A 17,170-nucleotide genomic window follows, 5' to 3' on the forward strand; every position below is an offset into this window, starting at 1 on the left:
GCTGCTATTTACATACAGCAAAAGGCACAGAAACCCTCTGTGCCTTTGTCTTACGTTACTGAAGCAATCCACTGTATACATATCCAGTCTGCCCGTCATATTCAATTTGAATCCAGTCACCTTCCTGACCAAGAACCTGTACTACATCGCCCTCATCCAGTCCACCAATGATGTTGTCATCATAACCATCGGCAGCAGATCGCACATTACAACCCTCTGTAACCGTCATAGTTGTCCCTTCCGATTCCTGAGCTGCTGTAGTAGAATCCACTTCCTCGCCCAGTCCGTTCAAAAATGCGGCAAGTGCGGAGTCATTCTTCTGTGCCTGCTCATAGGCTGTCTGTACTTCTGATGTAAGTTTCTTAATATCCTCATCAGATTTCAATGAATCCATATAATCAGAAACTTCTTTGTTCTGTTCCAGGTCTCCCAGAATCCTGTAACTGCCATCACTTTCCTTCACTATATAAGAACTCCATAATGAAGGCGCCGGCGTATCTATCCCCTTACAAATAAGACTTCCGCGCGTATATACTACATAGGAATCCTCATCCAGGCCTTTCTTTTCATATACATTATCGACCTGATATCCTTCTATATAATCTTTGGCATTTGTAATTCGAGACTCATCAGAAGGCGTCAGATTACTGACCAGTGTTTTTAGTGTGGTAATATCTCTTTCCCCTAAAGCCTGATAATAGCTCTTCATAAGTGCAGTGATCTCAGCACTGCCTTCTTCCAAGGGATTCGTGTCTTCTTCTTTCTTCCCGTCGTTTGTCTCCCCATCATCTTCCGGAGAAGAAGGATCATTTCCCTGGCTGTTGTCCTGCACTGTATTCTGTTCTTTATCTGAAGTACCCTTCCCACTTCCGACACAGGCGCGAACGCCAAAGAACAATACAGCCACGATTAACAGAATTGCTCCGCCAAGCATAAAATAGCGAAGGTTATCTGATAACCATTCTCTGAAATTATCCAAGTTCTTGTCCTCCTTAAATCACAACGCACCGAGGCAGACCCATTACTCAGTGCAACACACCTGAAGGGAATCGAACCCCCGCACATGGTACCGGAAACCACTGCTCTATCCACTGAGCTACAGGTGCAAATGTGTTAAGACGTAATATTCCTAACACATGATATATTATCACATCTTATGTGAAAAGTAAAGTTTTTTATTTTATATACACAATTAGGTGAAATTGTAGTTACGATTCCACATCAAGAAGCGGGCTCCTGTATTCTTGCACAGAATCACCCAGACGATAAACGTTGTACTCTCCTATCACTCCAAGCTCCTGATAACGACAGGCTTCCAGTTCTTTTTTCTGCTGTTCGTTCGGGATCTTTACCACAAGATAATTGCATCTGTTCCTTTTCGCATACTTCGCAATACTTGTATAATTAAATGACGGTGCATTGATTTCAAAATACAACTGTCTTCTCGTTCCTATCGCTCCGCCAGATCCTCTTCTTCCAAACGGCAGATAAATGGACGGATCGTAAACACGAATATAGGAGCTGACGTATTCATCTGCAACCAGAAGAAATTTCTCTCCGCCTGCGTCCTGCTTTGCCAGTTCACAGATTCCTGCAACCACGTCCGGAACCTGCTGGTAATTATTTACCTTATGATAATATCCTTCTGTATAAAACTCTTTGCCACCAAGAACGATCACTGCTGTACAGAGCACCAGGAGAACCGGCTGCAAAACTGCCTTTCTTCCCCGGATAAACTCTGTCATTGCCAGGGCGATCACAGGTGTGGACGGTACAAGCCATAAAACCCGCCAGTAGACATTTTCTCCAATGCATTTCTGTATGATTTTGGCCGTATAGGGAAAAAAGAACAGAAACAATGCCAGAAAAACATATCCCAGCACATATCGGGTTGTTTTTTTCTTACGCTTAAATATCAGCAGGTAAAGAAGTGAGATTGCCAGAAGATAAGGAAAAACGCTGTCTCCCCAGTAATTATTCCAGAATCCCAAAGATTTTTTGATCATTTCTTTCATCATAAATTCTTACCTTCATACAATCAAAATGTAAAAAACTCCAAGTACCATAGAAGGGATACAGCAGGCAAGAGCTTTCAGAAAAGCTTTCCAGTCTCTTCGAAATACCAGACAGAGCAGCAAAAAAATCCCTATCATCAGCGTTCCCAGAATAATCCCCATCGATGACAAGAGACAGCAGCTCAGATCAGCCATAGCCAGCAGCATCCATGGATACTCCGCTTTTTTGGAAAACAGCACCGACTGACAGATATAAAACAAAAACGGCAAAAGGGCTGATGCAAGCAATGCTTTGCCCTGCCAGAGCCGAACCATCTGAAAGCTTCCGGAATTATACACAGAATATGCCGAAAAGCTGCTGATACACGCTGCGAAAAACAGGTACATTCCCTGTGCCTGCCTGTCATCCGGAAACCACTTTTTTCCAAGAAGATACTGAATACCGTACACAAATGGGAGAAAAACTGCCGGATAGATCATGTGTGCCATAATCGCCGGGTGAAGTCCTCCGCTGAGGTTACTCACCACAGCAAGAAATACCGGGAACGGAGAAAGAATATATCTGCTCGCTATCCCGTAATACTTCTGTCCGGTATATGGTATGATCTCAAAAATAGTATCTGTCTGCACACCCGAAGTTGCCTGTGCCACATAAAATGCATCATCCGCATCCATATGTGCAAGCAGAACACACATTGCTATCTGTGCCAGAATCAGTATCATTGCCAGCCACAGACAGATATTTTCTTTCCATGAAGTATCTGGCCGACAAAACCTGTCCTTCTGTCTCACTGTCACAAAGATGCCGCCGGCTGCCAGGAGCAGGATTGCCGCGCCATATGAAATCGTCAACACATGCAGAGGCATTTTCAGAAATATCATAGGCAGTGCCAGAATCTCCATAAGAGAAAAAAGTATCAGATAACCGACAAGAAATCTTTCTAGCAAGAGAGGCTGCCGCCTTTTGATAAAAGGCAGCCTCCCCACAGCGATCGGCACAAGAACAAGCCAGAAGACAGCCAGAATTCCCTTTACCGCAATTTCCATATTATTTCTCCAGATTCTTCTTCAGGATTCCCATCGCAATTTTTTCCGGAGTGATCGGAAGTTCACGTACCCGGACTCCTGTCGCATTATAAATTGCTTCCGCAATTGCCGGGCACGGAGTATCGATCACAAGCTCTCCGATGGATTTGGCTCCAAACGGACCACTCTCCTCATAACTGCTCTCAAAATCCACGCGGATTTTTCCGATATCCTGTCTGGTCGGAATCTTATACTGCATGAACGAATTGTTTCGGATTTTTCCCTTATCCGTGTACTGTACATCTTCAAACAATGCCATTCCGATGCCCTGTGCAATTCCACCCTCCGTCTGCACTCTGGCAAGATTCGGGTTGATTGGAGTTCCACAATCCACAACAGCAACATAATCCAGTACGTCCACACTTCCGGTTTCCTTATCGACTTCTACTTCTGCCATTCCAACCATGAAAGGCGGAGGAGACAGCGGTGAAGAATGCTGTTTTACAACCTGAAGTTCTCTGTTATTAAAGAATGTACTCTTAATTCCAATCTCCTCAAGAGATACTTTTTTGCTTTCATCTTCGGCACAGAACACATAATTTCCATCAAAGTCAACGCTCTTTGGATCTGTTTCCAGCATGTCGGCTCCGAATTCACAGATTTTTCTGCGCAGTTCGTTGCAGGCTTTTACCACTGCCATACCTGTTGTATAGGTTGTCGCTGATGCATAGGAACCGGAATCGTATGGTGAGATATCGGTATCTACACTGAATACGACAATATTTTCCATAGGTGTTTCCAGACAGTCTGCTGCCATCTGTGCCAGAACTGTATCACATCCTGTTCCCATATCGGTACAGCCAAGTGCCAGCGTATAGGAGCCATCTTCATTCAGTTTAATATCTGCACCACCGACATCAACACCGGCGATTGAAGATCCCTGCATCGCCATTGCAACACCAACACCACGAACCTTTCCATTTCCCATATCTCGGAACGGATATTTGGAATCCCAGTTCATCATTTCTTTTGCTTTGGCCATGCAGCGATCCATCGCACAGCTCTGTGCATAAGGAACATCCGGATATCCCGGAAGAGGTCCGCCCTCGATCGGCATATTCAATTCCTTGATCTTTACCGGATCCATTCCCATCTTATGTGCCAGTTCATTAACTGCAGATTCTACAGCAAAAATACCCTGCGTTGCACCATATCCACGGTAGGCACCTGCTGACTGGACATTTGTATACACAACATCAAAAGCAAAACGATGTGCTTCTGTATGTCTGTAAAGTCCAATGGATTTATGTCCGCTCAGACCTACCGTCGTGGAACTGTGTTCGCCATATGCACCTGTATTTGATAAGGTATAAACGTCCAGTGCACGGATGATACCATTCTCGTCTGCACCGGCACGCACCGTGATCTCCATCTCATGACGCGGAGTAGAGCAGATCATGGATTCGTAGCGGGAATAGATCATCTTGGAAGGCCGTCCGGTCTTCCAGGTTACAATTGCCGGATAGATCTCACTGATCGAAGTCTGCTTCGCACCAAAGCCTCCGCCGATTCTTGGTTTGATAACGCGAACTTTTGATGCAGGAATGTCCAGGGCACGACCTACGATTCTTCTGACATGGAACGGGATCTGTGTCGAAGAAAGCACGATCAGTCTTCCGGTATGATCCAGATAACATGCAGTTCTGAAGGTCTCCATCATAGTCTGCTGATTTGCTCTGGTATGATATGTATGTTCTACTGTATATTTACATTCACTGAGTACCTTCTCTACATCACCATGCTCTTCTACCGCTGACGCACACAGATTTCTCTTGTTATCTCCGCCAAGCGGGATTTTGAGTTTCCAGTCTTCCTCCGGATGTACCAGAATTGGATTATCCTTTGCAGTATGAATATCAAAAACCGGTGTCTCCACCTGGTATTTCACACGAATTCTCTTAAGTGCCAGATCAACTGCTGCCTCCGTCTCACCTGCAACGATCGCAACAGCATCTCCGACAAAACGGACATGACGGTCAAGAATCAGTCTGTCATCCGGGCTCATCTCCGGGGCAGTCTGTCCTGCAAGCGTAAAACGCTTCTGCGGAACATCCTCATAGGTAAGAACACAGACAATTCCCGGAACCTTCATTGCATTCTCTGTCTTAATGGTGTCCACCCACGCATTTGCATGAGGACTTCTTAACACCTTGACAATCAGAGAATCCTTCGGTGCCAGATCATCTGTATACACAGGTTTTCCTGTTACCAGCGCCATCGCATCTGTTTTCTGTACAGGCTGATTTACATATTTCATTTTATGATTCCTCCTGTGTTTTTTTATAGTTCAGATATTTCAGAATGCTTGCTGTCTGAGAGACAAAACCGGAGCATCTGCACAGATTTCCTGCCAGATATTCCTTGATCTGCTCTTCGTCCGGTTCTTCAAGCTCACGAAGCATTGCAATCACATTCATGATGAATCCCGGATTACAGAAGCCGCACTGTTCAGCTCCTTCATTCGCAAGGAAATCACCAAACTCCTCAGCCTCTTTCTGCAGTCCCTCCAGGGTCACGATCTTCTTTCCGTCAATCCTTGCTGCGAGCATGGAACAAGAAAGAATCGGTTTTTCATCCATCAGCACCGTGCAAAGTCCGCAATTTGCCGTTTCACAGCCTCTCTTAACACTGTAACATCCCTTTTCTCTCAGGAAATCAATCAGAAGCATTCCCGGATCGATTTCTTCCTGACGCTGTATCCCATTCAGCCAGAATTTAATATTCATCCTTCATTCCTCCTACTGTCTCCCATGCTCTTCTTGTCAGCACCTCAACAAGAAGCGTTCTGTATTCTTTAGATCCTCTCATATTTCCGGATGTTGAAACATGCTCTGCTGCATATCCGGCAAATTTCCGGATTGCCTCTTTCTGTTCTTCTTCACTTTTTTCTGCAAAATTCTCCAGGATATGCTCCGGATCCTCTGCGATCACTGCCCTAGCAGATCTTGCGCCTATTACCGTTCTTGCCTCATTTCCGATCAGAGATGCACATAAGGTCAGTACCGGAAAATCTGTCTTGGTATTTCTCTGACTCATATAACAGACACGAAGAGGCTGTTTCCTGACAATGATGTTTACCAGAATGTCATTGTCTTTCTTTCTGTTTACAAACTCTGTCAGAGGGATTTTGCCGGCATTATAAAGTTCTACCCAGGTATCCATTCCAAGAAACATCGTCAGTACATCAGAAAAACCATAGCGGCCCCAGATACTTCCTCCTACTGTCGCACAGTTTCGAAACTGCACTCCTACAATATGACGGACACTCTCCCGAATGGCCCCCTGTGTATATTCATTCAATCTCTTATCTGTTTCAAGCGCTCTCAGAGATGTCATACATCCGATTACAAATTCATCGTCTGTCTCCTGAATTCCCTCAAGTCCAAGTCCGGAGAGGTCAATGGCTGTGGAAATATTTCGGTTTCCCATCTTGAGCCATACCATTCCTCCAAGCACACAGGCTGTTTTTTTCTGATTCAGCTCGTACGCTTCTGCAATGCTGTTTACTTTCACATAGCTTTTGATCTTTAGCATCTGTGCATCGATTCCTTTCTTTCATCCATACTTTTATATATAAAGGCATACATATTTTTAGTTTAGCAGAATTTTTTTGAAATTTCCAGAGAAACAATTTTTTCTGTGAAACATGCATAAAAATGCCCCTTCCCTTTCGACAGTTTTAAAAACAACTGTTGAAAAGAAAGAGGCTGTAAAAATTCAAATGTTTATCCTGTGATTATTTTATCGATTATTGATTGCTGTTACAAGTGCGTCAATGGATGCACGGATGATGTCCGGGTCGACGCCGGCACCCCAGGAAAGGGTTCCGTCTGGTTTCTGAATTCCCACATAGGCAATCGCTTTGGAACTGGAGCTCTTCTCAAGCGCATGCTCCTGATAGGTAACCAGGTTAAATTTCAGTTCATACGCTTTCTTAAGTGCATTGCTGACAGCATCCAGACGACCATTACCAGCTGCTTCTGTGGTGATTGTCGTTCCATTAAAAGTAGAGGTTACCTGAGTAACAATTCCTCCGTCTTTCTGCTGGAAATGAACCTCATTGATGCTGTACGGACTGACAACATTTTCGAATGTAGATTTAAACAGACTGAAAATCTCATCCGGATGAAGTTCCTTGTGACCGTGGTCAGATACTGCCTTTGCTGCATATCCCATAGCTTCACGCATCTTAGGCGGCAGGTTCAGACCATATTTGGTCTCCAGGATATATCCTACCCCGCCCTTTCCGGACTGGCTGTTGATACGGATAACATCTGCATCGTAGTTTCTTCCGACATCCTTCGGGTCAATAGGAAGATATGGAACTGTCCAGCGGTTCGGATCTTTTTCTTCTCTCCAGTGCATACCCTTGGCAATCGCATCCTGATGTGATCCGGAGAAGGCTGCAAATACAAGTGCACCACTGTACGGACTTCTTTCATCTACTTTCATTCCGGTACATTCCTCGTACACTTCACATACATGCGGCATATCAGAGAAATCAAGCTGCGGATCCACACCCTGAGAGAACATATTCATTGCCAGTGTAACGATGTCCACGTTTCCTGTACGTTCACCGTTTCCAAATAAAGTTCCCTCGATTCTGTCCGCACCTGCCAGAAGACCCATCTCAGAATCGGCAACACCACATCCACGGTCATTATGTGGATGAAGAGAAACGATAACATTTTCACGATACTTCATATTTTCGCACATATATTCTACCTGGCTTGCATACACATGCGGCATAGAATGCTGTACTGTGACAGGAAGATTGATAATTGCTTTGTTATCCGGAGTCGGTTTCCATACATCCAGAACCGCATTGCAGACTTCCAGTGCATATTCCGGTTCTGTTCCTGTAAAGCTCTCCGGACTGTATTCAAACTGGAAGTTTCCTTCTGTCTGATCTGCCAGTTCCTTCAGAAGTGCCGCTCCATCTACTGCGATCTTCAGAATTTCCTCTTTTGATTTCTTAAACACCTGCTCGCGCTGTGCTACGGAAGTAGAATTATATACATGAACAATTGCCTTAGGTGCACCCTTAACCGCTTCAAATGTCTTTCGGATAATATGCTCTCTCGCCTGAGTCAGTACCTGAATCGTAACATCATCCGGAATCAGATTCTGCTCGATCAAGGTACGGATAAATGTGTATTCCGTCTCAGATGCAGCCGGAAAACCAACTTCGATCTCTTTAAATCCTATTTTGACAAGCAGTTTAAAGAATTCAATCTTCTGCTCCAGGCTCATCGGAATGACCAGTGCCTGATTTCCGTCACGAAGGTCAACACTACACCAGATCGGTGCCTTATCTACATATTCTTTTTCAGTCCATTTCATACATTTCACTGGCGGCATAAAATACTGTCTCTGATATTTTGTTACGTTTTTCATAATTTTCCTCCATTTTCTGTAAGAATCGTTACTGTACACAGCAATCTGAGCAAAGGAATAAAGCAAAAAAAATCTTCCATCTCTACAGACTACTGTAAGAGACGAAAGACAACAACTCTCGCGGTACCACTCTTATTTATGAACGGTTTCATACACTCACGGGATACGGAATCATCTGATCCTTATATCCTCTCCATATAACGGTGGATACCGTCTGCGTCTACTCTCCTTATCAGGATTTCGGACAGATGCTCAAAGGCGAGTTCTATGTTTCCCTTCCGCTGTCTCGCACCAACCGACAGTTCTCTGTGCTCCAGTCCGCATATACTATTCCTTGTCAAAGCATTTCTCTTAATTAACTGATGGTTAAAGCCTACCATGTAAGTAGTTTTTTGTCAAGAGCCAATTTCAAAAACTATATACCGGATTTCCATAAAGAAATCCGGTATATGCTTATTTCTTATCCAGAATTTCTGCCAGAATTCTCGAATACTGTCTGGCGGCATCGCCATTCATATGGCCGTCATAATCCGTATATGCCTTCAGATCATGTGTAAATGCCTTAAAATACTGCGTATTAAAGTTCAGGTATTCTACTCCCTGTTCTTCAAAAAACTTGCCAAAATATTTCCATGCCGCATTATAATTATCACTGTAATCCTTCAGTGTAGCGATCGGAATCGGTGTTGTCACCGCCACAAAATCAATATCATTCTTTTTGCAGTATGCGATCAGCTTCTCTATATATTCCATATTCTGATGATTTAGTTTATCTTCTTCAAACAGCTTCGGTTCTGATTTTTTTAATTTTCTGACATCTACCGGATATCTTTCGATAAATCCACTCTCATGATATTCCTGCGAATCACTCTTCAGCCCGTCAATACTGTAATCCTTTTTGACTTTCTGCAAAAAAGTTTCCTTTATTTTCGGAATTTCATAGCTGAGAGAATATTCATACCACGGAAACAGAACCGTACGGAAATTACATTTCAGGATCGAATTCCAGAAATATTCTGCCTTCGCCTTTGACAGCGGAAATTCGTGATAAAACAGCAGATAATTATTTCCCTCTTCTTTTTCCGTAACAAAATACCCCGGATCCACTTCATAAATGATCCGTTTCGGCTGCTGTTTTTCACAGATCAGCTTTGTAAGATAATATGCATCGATCCCATATTCGCCGCCTACACAGAGGTTATGTCCACTGCGTCCATTCACCTCTTCCATGGTTTCCGGATCAATATCCATTTTGCCATGTGAAGTTCCCACAATAATATCGTCAAACTCCTGCGTTGCAACCGTATGTACATCGTTTCTCATAAAAGTACAGGGATAGAGTGCTGTATCCAGCAGTATAAGTATTGTTGTACACACTGCAATCACAAGAACTGCCTTCAAAACTTTCTTAAAACTGTGCATAGATAAATCCCCTTACTGCTGCTGTAGATCCAAAAAATCCTATAGATAACAGCAGGCAAAAATAAACTGCTACTGTGACTGGTAAACTGCATCTGGAGAGTGATTCTCTGATCCTGACTCCGCGTTCCTGAAGAACACTGACAACAAACAAGATCACACATCCAACGGCAAGGATCAGCAAAGCATATGGTGTAAATGCCGTTCCTTCCCTGCCCGCCGGTATCAGAAGCAGTTCAGACGGTGTAAATCGCGTCACTGCCAGCTTCATCATGTGAAAGGCCTGGCCAACGGTATCTGCCCTGTCAAAAAACCAGCTGATATTTACCAGCACAAAGGTCCTGATAATCATAAACACATAATACCAGTTTTCCCTCCCTGTGATGTTGAGCTTTTTTTTCCATTCTTTGTAGTTTCCTGCCATAAGTCCACTGAACGCAATGATAATACCATTATACATACCGTATATAATGTATTTCCATGCTGCGCCGTGCCATACACCGACTACAAAGAATACGATCAGGTTCGACAGACAGATCGGCAGTGTACGTCCTGTCTTTTTTCCAAAAACCTTTTTGGCCCATCGTCCGAAATTTTTCATCCAGCCGGAAAGAGTCACAGGATAAAAAACATAGTCTTTCATCCAGGTACCAAGTGTGATATGCCAGCGGTGCCAGAAATCGGTGATGGAAGTTGCAAAAAACGGGCGGGTAAAGTTCTCATCCAGTTCAATTCCAAACATAGACGCAATACCGATCACGACATCCATTCCACCCGAAAAATCCGCATACAGCTGTATTGTATAAAATAATACGCCAAAAATGGCCAGTCCTGCATACTGATCCGGATTATCAAAGATTGCATCGACAAAAACAGCAGACCAGTCTGCAAGGATCATCTTCTTGAAAAATCCCCATAAAATCCGTTCCAGTCCTCTGGTAATATTTCTACTTTCAAACTTATGGCTGTCATAAAGCTGATGTGCCAGACGACTATACCTTCCGATCGGTCCCTGAAGGATCTGTGGAAAGAACGATACAAACAATGCATATTTCAGAGGATTGTGTTCCGCTTTGCAGCGCTTCCAGTATACATCCAGAATATATCCGGAAGACTGGAAAGTATAAAAAGAAATTCCCAGTGGAAGCAGGATCTCCATTCCCCTCAAATTCATATGAAACAGTGCATTCAGGTTCTCAACAGCAAAATTCGTGTATTTTATGAGACCAAGCATCCCAAAATTAAGGATCAGTCCCAGAATCACAAATTTCCTCGCCCTCTTATGCTTTCCTGCTGTCTCCTCTTTTTCTATAAGAAGAGCGATCATCCAGGTTACAAGCGTAGAAAAAAGCAGGAATCCCACATATTTAATGCCTCCTGCTATGTAATAAATATAACTGAAGCTCAAAAGCACAAGCCACTGCCATCTGGCAGGTACCAAATAATAGACAATGACCGCCGCCGCTACAAAAAGTAAAAATAGATTCGATACTAAAGACATGATATTTTCTCCTGCACAAGTCAAAATAAGGCACTGCACTAATCACTTAATGCAGTGCCCTGCTCTTTTTAGTTTAAAATTGCATTATCCAGGCATCCATCGTCGCCACCTTCGGCAGCAGAATCTCCGGAATCATCATAATCCCCATCGTCACCTTCGTCATAGCTGTAATCATAGTCATAGTCTTCATCATAATCATAGCTGTAATCCTCTGTCTGTGAAGAACTCTGCTGTACCGGTGCTTCTGTCGGCTTTGGTGCCAGTGCCTGTTCTGTCTCCTTTGTATTGACAGATTTCTTCAGATCCTTGCTGTCAAATATAATATATGCAACGTCTCCCTCCAGATGAAGTTCTGCCTCTTCTGTATCACCAAATGGCAGAGTATGCAGTGTTGCTGTTGTTTCATCTTCAAATGTGATCTGCATATCATATTTCTGGACTTCTTCTGCTGCCTCAGTTCCTTTATCTTCTGCCGTATCCGTATTTGCTGCTTCATCCTTCGCTGCATTTGGATCGAACCAGAGTGTTCTTTCTTCGTCTGCCGCAAATTTATCGTCCTTCTCAAGGAAGTTATCTGGGTATTTCTCGTCTTTCTCATTCTTAACAGTTACACCTGTGATCACCTTACCTGTAAGGTTCTTGAATTTCAGACTGAAAACACCCTCGGCATCTTTATCTGTTTCCGGTTTTTTGCCGATTGTCTTTTCTTCAGTTTCATCAGAAGCTTTATCTTCATCTGTCTTGGTTTCTGCTGCAGTCTCTGTTGTTGTTTCTGCTGCCATGACTGTCTGTCCGGCCAGCATACTGGTTCCAATTGCTGCTGTCATTAAGACTGTGACGATTTTTTTCTTCATTCTGTTATCCTGCCTCTCTTTTTAGTAAACTTTCTTTTTGATATACTTCAGTGTACCTTTCTGGCCATATCTGATCGCATATCCGGTATAACCTTTTGGACCAAATTCCTTTTGGAAGTTCGGATCGTATACATAGGTTTTGTTTTTGATTTTGATCTCAACCCATGCATGAGGTCCCTTGGTTTTACCTTTATTTACATAACCCGTTACATAATGTGCATTATATCCTGCTACTTTGGCCATCCAGTAAAATGTACTTGCCATCACATAGCAGTCACCGCTTCCTGTACGGAAACCATAGATTCCATAATTCGTATGATTCTTCTTTGCCACTCTGTAGTTTCCATTATAACGGAGAGACGCTGACCATTTAAATGCCTTCTTTAAGTTACCGCCGCATTTCTGAAGACGGATTGCTGCCAGTGTTTCTACCTGAGACAGTTTACTGGCACGTCCCTTTGCATCAATTTTATAATAAGTCTTTCCGTATTTGTAATATTTTTTGTTTTTGACCAGAACACCTTTGGAATCAAAAATATAGGTGTATTTTCCAATTTTACGAAGCCCTTTTACCTTCTTGCCTTTATTGTCATAATAATATTTATGATCTTTACTCCAGGTATTCTTCTGAACTGCCACCTTGGTTGTTGTCGCTGCTGATACAGTCTGTACATTCATGACCGGGGTTGCCGGCATTACAGCGAGCACCAGACTCAGAACAAGTGCTGTTAATTTTTTCTTCATGTCAAGATCCTCCCTCTTTCTTTCTGTTTAATAACGTGCAACAAGACTTTCTACAACATCATATTTATAGTTTTTGCCCTTCGGACGAAATACAGATAATTCTACAGTATCATACGTATAGGTGATATCTACTCCATTTCCATTCATAAAACAGCTGTTTTTGGAAATTCTGTATTTTCTGCATTTTCCAAGCATCTTCTTGATCGTTGCTGCCTTTTTGTTTGTTTTGGAAGCGGTTCTCAGCTGTGCTGTTCTTTTCTTGTTGTAAGTACCATTTGAGTTAAAGTAAAATACATATGGCATTCCGTATGTAGAAGTACTTCCGACACGTACGCCTTTGACTCTGTGTCCCAAATAATCAAATCCATAGTACTGACCTCTGATTTTCTTTACGATTACACCATATCTTCCCATCATTTCTTTGCTGGCCTGGTAAGCAGCACCATTTGACCCAAAATAATAGGTATATTTCTTCTTTCCACTCTGAATCGTACGCCAGGTATTACGAAGTTTCTTGCCATTTTCGTAAGCGTAGTATCTGCCTCCTGATTTCTTCAGAGTTGTTTTGGTTGTTTTCGCCGCAGCCTGTACCGTAACTGGCTGAGAAACGGAAACCACTGGTGTCAGCATAAGCATTAAAACCAGTACTGCTACCAGAATTTTTCTGATCTTTTTCATCTTGATCCTCTCCTTTTATTTAAAATTTAATTTTATATTGTGCTACATAAGCCGGACGAGAAGCTGCATTAAACAGAGCTCCGTACATATTATCATAATAACGACCATTGATCATTACAAAACTGTGTCCCTCTGCCAATGTGATTACATATGGCTGATATCCCAGTTCCTTTGCCACTGCTGCTACGGAACTTGCTATTCCATAGCAATTGCCGGTCAGACCATTCTGAAACATCTGAAGTGCATATTTATATACCCATTTGCGGCTTCGGAATTCAGCCGGGCTGGGATCCATATTTCCCACAAATCTGTTATAGGCTATAATGTAATTAAAGCATGCTCGCAGTTTTTGATAATTAGTCATGCCTGAATTTGTATGATTTGCGATAAATCTCCTCGCGGCTATCTTACAGCGTGCCTTTGTAGAATCTGCAGCATAGCCATTCCTGCCAAGCTTGAGACCGCCTATCGTTTTGTTTACAACGCATCTTCCACTTTTGTATGCGTAATATATCTTTCCGTTTACTTCCTGCCATCCACTGACAGCTCTGCCATATTTGTCAACAATAAACCAGTTTTTGTTTATCTTTACAACCTTCGTCTTTCCAGGTAATACTCTGTGAGACTTCATATCAAAGATATAACGTGTACCTTTTATATCGTAAGAGCCACCCCTGGCTGCCACACCATTTGCACAAAACCAGTAATATTGTCCTTTTATCTTCTTCCATTTATTTCGGATGGGTTTATTATTCACATAATAACGATATCTGCCCTTCTCCTTGACAAGCCCTTTCTTAATAGAAATACTGTTCTTTTTATCGGAAGCAGATATCTTTGAACTACTATCTGATGCCGCCTGAACCCTCCATGTGCCACACGAAATGGCTAATATGCAAATGAGTACCGCAAACATCGTCTTACCGGCCCACTTTTTCCTTTTCAATTTCACCTTCTCCTCTCCTTCTCAGTGTTTTATATTATAATATATTCCACTATTAATTTCAATCAATTACCTTATAAAATAAAAAGCGGTTGCAAAAGTATTTTTAACTTGTTATAATACTACACAGATTCGTCGGGGTATGGCGTAGCTTGGTAGCGCGCACGGCTGGGGGCCGTGAGGTCGCAGGTTCAAATCCTGTTGCCCCGATTTGATATTGCAGAAGCAAGGGTTTCCGAGAAATTGGGAACCTTTTTATTACTCAAAATCTGATTACTTTTGATTACTATTTGATTACTATTTTTTGCATAGTACTCAACCATATTTCTGTTCTTCAAAATCTTCTTAGTTTCCAGCAACTGCTTTGTTAATCAACGATATAATTCTCTGTTTTTCCGTAAAACTGCTGACATCATATGTATAGTAATTTTCGTTCACTTCTTCTGTATGTCCCAACAAAGATGCAGCTACTGTTGCCGGAACACCACTACACCGCATTTTGGAATTCACGGTTCTTCTGAACGCATGAATACCTTTTTCCTCAATTCCAACCTGCCGACATTTGTTTTTCATACATGAGGATATGATCGGTGCATGAATTCTGCCTTTTTCATTCGCAAATACCCATTCACAGATGTAACCACTTCTGACTTCTGCTCTTTTTACACGATCCAGCAAATCTCTGATCTCATCAGAAACAGGAAACTTCCTTTCTTCCTTATTTTTTGTCGTATCTATATAGTATTTCTTTTCCTGCCTGTCATACTTTTCTGACTTGCTAATAAGAATGTATGTTTCGTGAATGTCTGTCCATTTTAGAGCAGAAAGCTCTCCCACTCTCATCCCTGTCAATGTTGCCAGTTCTACTGCATACGTTGGAATATAGTTCGGTTTGCACTCATAATCTTTCTGAAAACGTGCATATAACTTCTTCATGTCCACATCCGAAACAACTCTCTGTTCAACCGTTTTCTTTTTTTCCGTACAATACTTGTAAAACTGCTTTGCTTCAAGATATTCTGTAGGATTTTCCTTGATAATCTTATTGATTAAGGCACTTTTTATTACATTCCTGACATATCCAAACAATGTTTTACACGCTTTTTTGCACAGTTCTTTTTCTTTTACTGTCTTACAGATAAAAACTTTTACTGTTTCCTCTGTGATCCGTTCGATTTCAATGTCTGAAAACTCCTGACCTGCAAAGTATCTCTGATAATCTGTATCATATTTATAGACTGTGTTGCCTGACACCAGCTTGTCCTGTGTCTCTCTCCATTTGTGATACATTTCTTCAAATGTTACACGCTTCTTTTCTTCCGTACCACAGTACAGCTTTATCAGCATATCTTCCAAAGATTCCTGTGTTGTTTTTTTTATGAGTTTCCTTTTTTTTTCGCCATCAGGAAGAAAATATGTATACCAGTAGCCATTTTTTCCTTGCCATATAGCATATGGATGTTGACTAAGAATTCTCTTTCTTTGCTTCATTTCCAGTTTTTCTTCAACACTTGCCATATCTATTATATTCAGATCCAGTGCTAATTTCAACATATCCTCTGACGATAAATCTTTAATATTTGTCCCCCGGACTACGTTTTTAAATCTCTCATCATTTTTCTTCACTTATTCCTGTTATTCCATTTTCAGAAGAGACACCCTGAACCAGAGCATCCCTTCTGTATCTTTTATACATTTCAATCTAAAAATTAAGAGGACGAAATTTCGTCCCATTTGGGATTATTTTATTTCTTTAGGTATTATCCTGCTGCCTGAAGTTCTGGTTCTTTTTTCGCTGGCGGCAACAGTATTTACATCATTTCTCTATCTTCAATGGATGTGCTTCCGCTTCAATCTCTGACACATCATCTGTTATTGAAGTCATATAAACCACTGGTATCATTCCCATCGCAGCACAATTCTGTAGATTCCATTTAATCAGTGCTTCAAACTGTTCCTGTGTAAGCTGATATGACGAACAGTCTGCTTCCCGGATTTTTTTCTCAAGTTCTCTATCATGTTCCGCACTGGTTTTGTTCGCATAATAGGTTAGTTCTTTGTGGATCTCCCGGGGCAGCAGTTGCAGATTCTCCACCCTGTTACATACGTTTCCTTCGTTTGGTTTATAGAGTGCCTTTTTCCTGATATGGTGTATCTCATTATTCGCAGAATCAAATTCATTTTTCAGGAAATGATCGCTTATTACTCTGTACATGCTGACATGCCTATTATACTTTTCCCCTTCAACTATATACTCATAATACCAGTCCTGCCCGGGACGAATCCCAGCTTTGTTCTTTGCTCCTGTGTATCTGTGGTTCGGTTTCAGTATTCTGATCTTGTCAGAATACGCAGAGAACAGATATCCTTTATTCGAAATGAACCAGTAATTCGGGTATGGTGCTTTACACTGAACGATTTTCTCTCCATCCTGAAGGATGTAATTGAATTTATTCATCTGCTCATTGAATTTTTTTCTGTATTCTTCTCTTCTTGTCGTTTTCTTCATTCTTTTTTCGGTCATAAAATTTTC

The 17,170-nt window shown here is 42.0% G+C and carries 15 protein-coding genes, 2 tRNA genes and 1 other annotated feature; of the genes, 1 reads left to right on the plus strand and 16 read right to left on the minus strand.

What is annotated here, in order from left to right:
- Window positions 1–55: 55 nt before the first annotated feature.
- The 14 genes from LIR34_RS01855 to LIR34_RS01920 form a co-directional block, all read right to left on the minus strand.
- Window positions 56–979, minus strand: coding sequence for an SH3 domain-containing protein (locus LIR34_RS01855; protein WP_244092139.1), 924 nt, complete (start codon window positions 977–979; stop codon window positions 56–58).
- Between the two features lie 55 nt (window positions 980–1,034).
- A tRNA-Arg gene (locus LIR34_RS01860) sits at window positions 1,035–1,106 on the minus strand.
- 102 nt (window positions 1,107–1,208) lie between these two features.
- A complete protein-coding gene (locus tag LIR34_RS01865) occupies window positions 1,209–2,018 on the minus strand; it encodes a hypothetical protein (protein WP_173901687.1) in 810 nt (269 codons plus the stop codon).
- Window positions 2,019–2,030: 12 nt separating this feature from the next.
- Window positions 2,031–3,062 carry a DUF6077 domain-containing protein gene (locus LIR34_RS01870; protein ID WP_161286254.1) on the minus strand — a complete coding sequence of 344 codons (1,032 nt, stop codon included), beginning with the start codon at window positions 3,060–3,062 and terminating at the stop codon, window positions 2,031–2,033.
- 1 nt (window position 3,063) lies between these two features.
- Window positions 3,064–5,358 (minus strand): xanthine dehydrogenase family protein molybdopterin-binding subunit, encoded by a 2,295-nt coding sequence (locus LIR34_RS01875; RefSeq protein ID WP_173901686.1) that lies wholly within the window; start codon window positions 5,356–5,358, stop codon window positions 3,064–3,066.
- A 1-nt stretch (window position 5,359) separates the two neighbouring features.
- Window positions 5,360–5,827 (minus strand): (2Fe-2S)-binding protein, encoded by a 468-nt coding sequence (locus LIR34_RS01880; protein WP_161286256.1) that lies wholly within the window; start codon window positions 5,825–5,827, stop codon window positions 5,360–5,362.
- Complete coding sequence (locus LIR34_RS01885; RefSeq protein WP_161286257.1) at window positions 5,817–6,635, minus strand: FAD binding domain-containing protein; 819 nt, start codon at window positions 6,633–6,635, stop codon at window positions 5,817–5,819. Before LIR34_RS01885 ends, LIR34_RS01880 begins: the two co-directional genes overlap by 11 nt.
- A 207-nt stretch (window positions 6,636–6,842) precedes the next feature.
- Complete coding sequence (locus LIR34_RS01890) at window positions 6,843–8,498, minus strand: 2-isopropylmalate synthase (protein WP_173901685.1); 1,656 nt, start codon at window positions 8,496–8,498, stop codon at window positions 6,843–6,845.
- A gap of 94 nt (window positions 8,499–8,592) precedes the next feature.
- Window positions 8,593–8,848 (minus strand) — a binding site (T-box leader).
- A gap of 103 nt (window positions 8,849–8,951) precedes the next feature.
- Window positions 8,952–9,920 carry a hypothetical protein gene (locus tag LIR34_RS01895; RefSeq protein ID WP_173901684.1) on the minus strand — a complete coding sequence of 323 codons (969 nt, stop codon included), beginning with the start codon at window positions 9,918–9,920 and terminating at the stop codon, window positions 8,952–8,954.
- The gene (locus LIR34_RS01900; protein ID WP_173901683.1) at window positions 9,907–11,418 is read right to left on the minus strand and encodes an MBOAT family O-acyltransferase; all 1,512 of its coding nucleotides are present in this window, start codon (window positions 11,416–11,418) and stop codon (window positions 9,907–9,909) included. Before LIR34_RS01900 ends, LIR34_RS01895 begins: the two co-directional genes overlap by 14 nt.
- 68 nt (window positions 11,419–11,486) lie before the next feature.
- Complete coding sequence (locus LIR34_RS01905; RefSeq protein ID WP_173901682.1) at window positions 11,487–12,272, minus strand: hypothetical protein; 786 nt, start codon at window positions 12,270–12,272, stop codon at window positions 11,487–11,489.
- 21 nt (window positions 12,273–12,293) lie between these two features.
- A complete protein-coding gene (locus LIR34_RS01910; RefSeq protein ID WP_173901681.1) occupies window positions 12,294–13,016 on the minus strand; it encodes a transglutaminase domain-containing protein in 723 nt (240 codons plus the stop codon).
- A gap of 27 nt (window positions 13,017–13,043) precedes the next feature.
- Window positions 13,044–13,694 (minus strand): hypothetical protein, encoded by a 651-nt coding sequence (locus tag LIR34_RS01915; RefSeq protein ID WP_173901680.1) that lies wholly within the window; start codon window positions 13,692–13,694, stop codon window positions 13,044–13,046.
- Window positions 13,695–13,713: 19 nt separating this feature from the next.
- Window positions 13,714–14,640, minus strand: coding sequence for a hypothetical protein (locus tag LIR34_RS01920; protein WP_173901679.1), 927 nt, complete (start codon window positions 14,638–14,640; stop codon window positions 13,714–13,716).
- Between the two features lie 133 nt (window positions 14,641–14,773).
- Here LIR34_RS01920 and LIR34_RS01925 point away from each other — a divergent pair.
- A tRNA-Pro gene (locus tag LIR34_RS01925) sits at window positions 14,774–14,847 on the plus strand.
- A gap of 135 nt (window positions 14,848–14,982) precedes the next feature.
- On the opposite strand, the gene LIR34_RS01930 is transcribed toward LIR34_RS01925, so the two are convergent.
- Both LIR34_RS01930 and LIR34_RS01935 read right to left on the minus strand, forming a co-directional pair.
- Entirely contained in the window at window positions 14,983–16,191 is a 1,209-nt protein-coding gene (locus LIR34_RS01930; RefSeq protein ID WP_173901678.1) for a tyrosine-type recombinase/integrase, read from the minus strand.
- Window positions 16,192–16,453: 262 nt separating this feature from the next.
- Window positions 16,454–17,161, minus strand: coding sequence for a hypothetical protein (locus LIR34_RS01935; RefSeq protein WP_173901677.1), 708 nt, complete (start codon window positions 17,159–17,161; stop codon window positions 16,454–16,456).
- Window positions 17,162–17,170 lie beyond the last annotated feature (9 nt).

This window comes from Blautia sp. MSK17_66 (genome assembly GCF_020538025.1).
GTDB lineage: Bacteria > Bacillota > Clostridia > Lachnospirales > Lachnospiraceae > Blautia_A.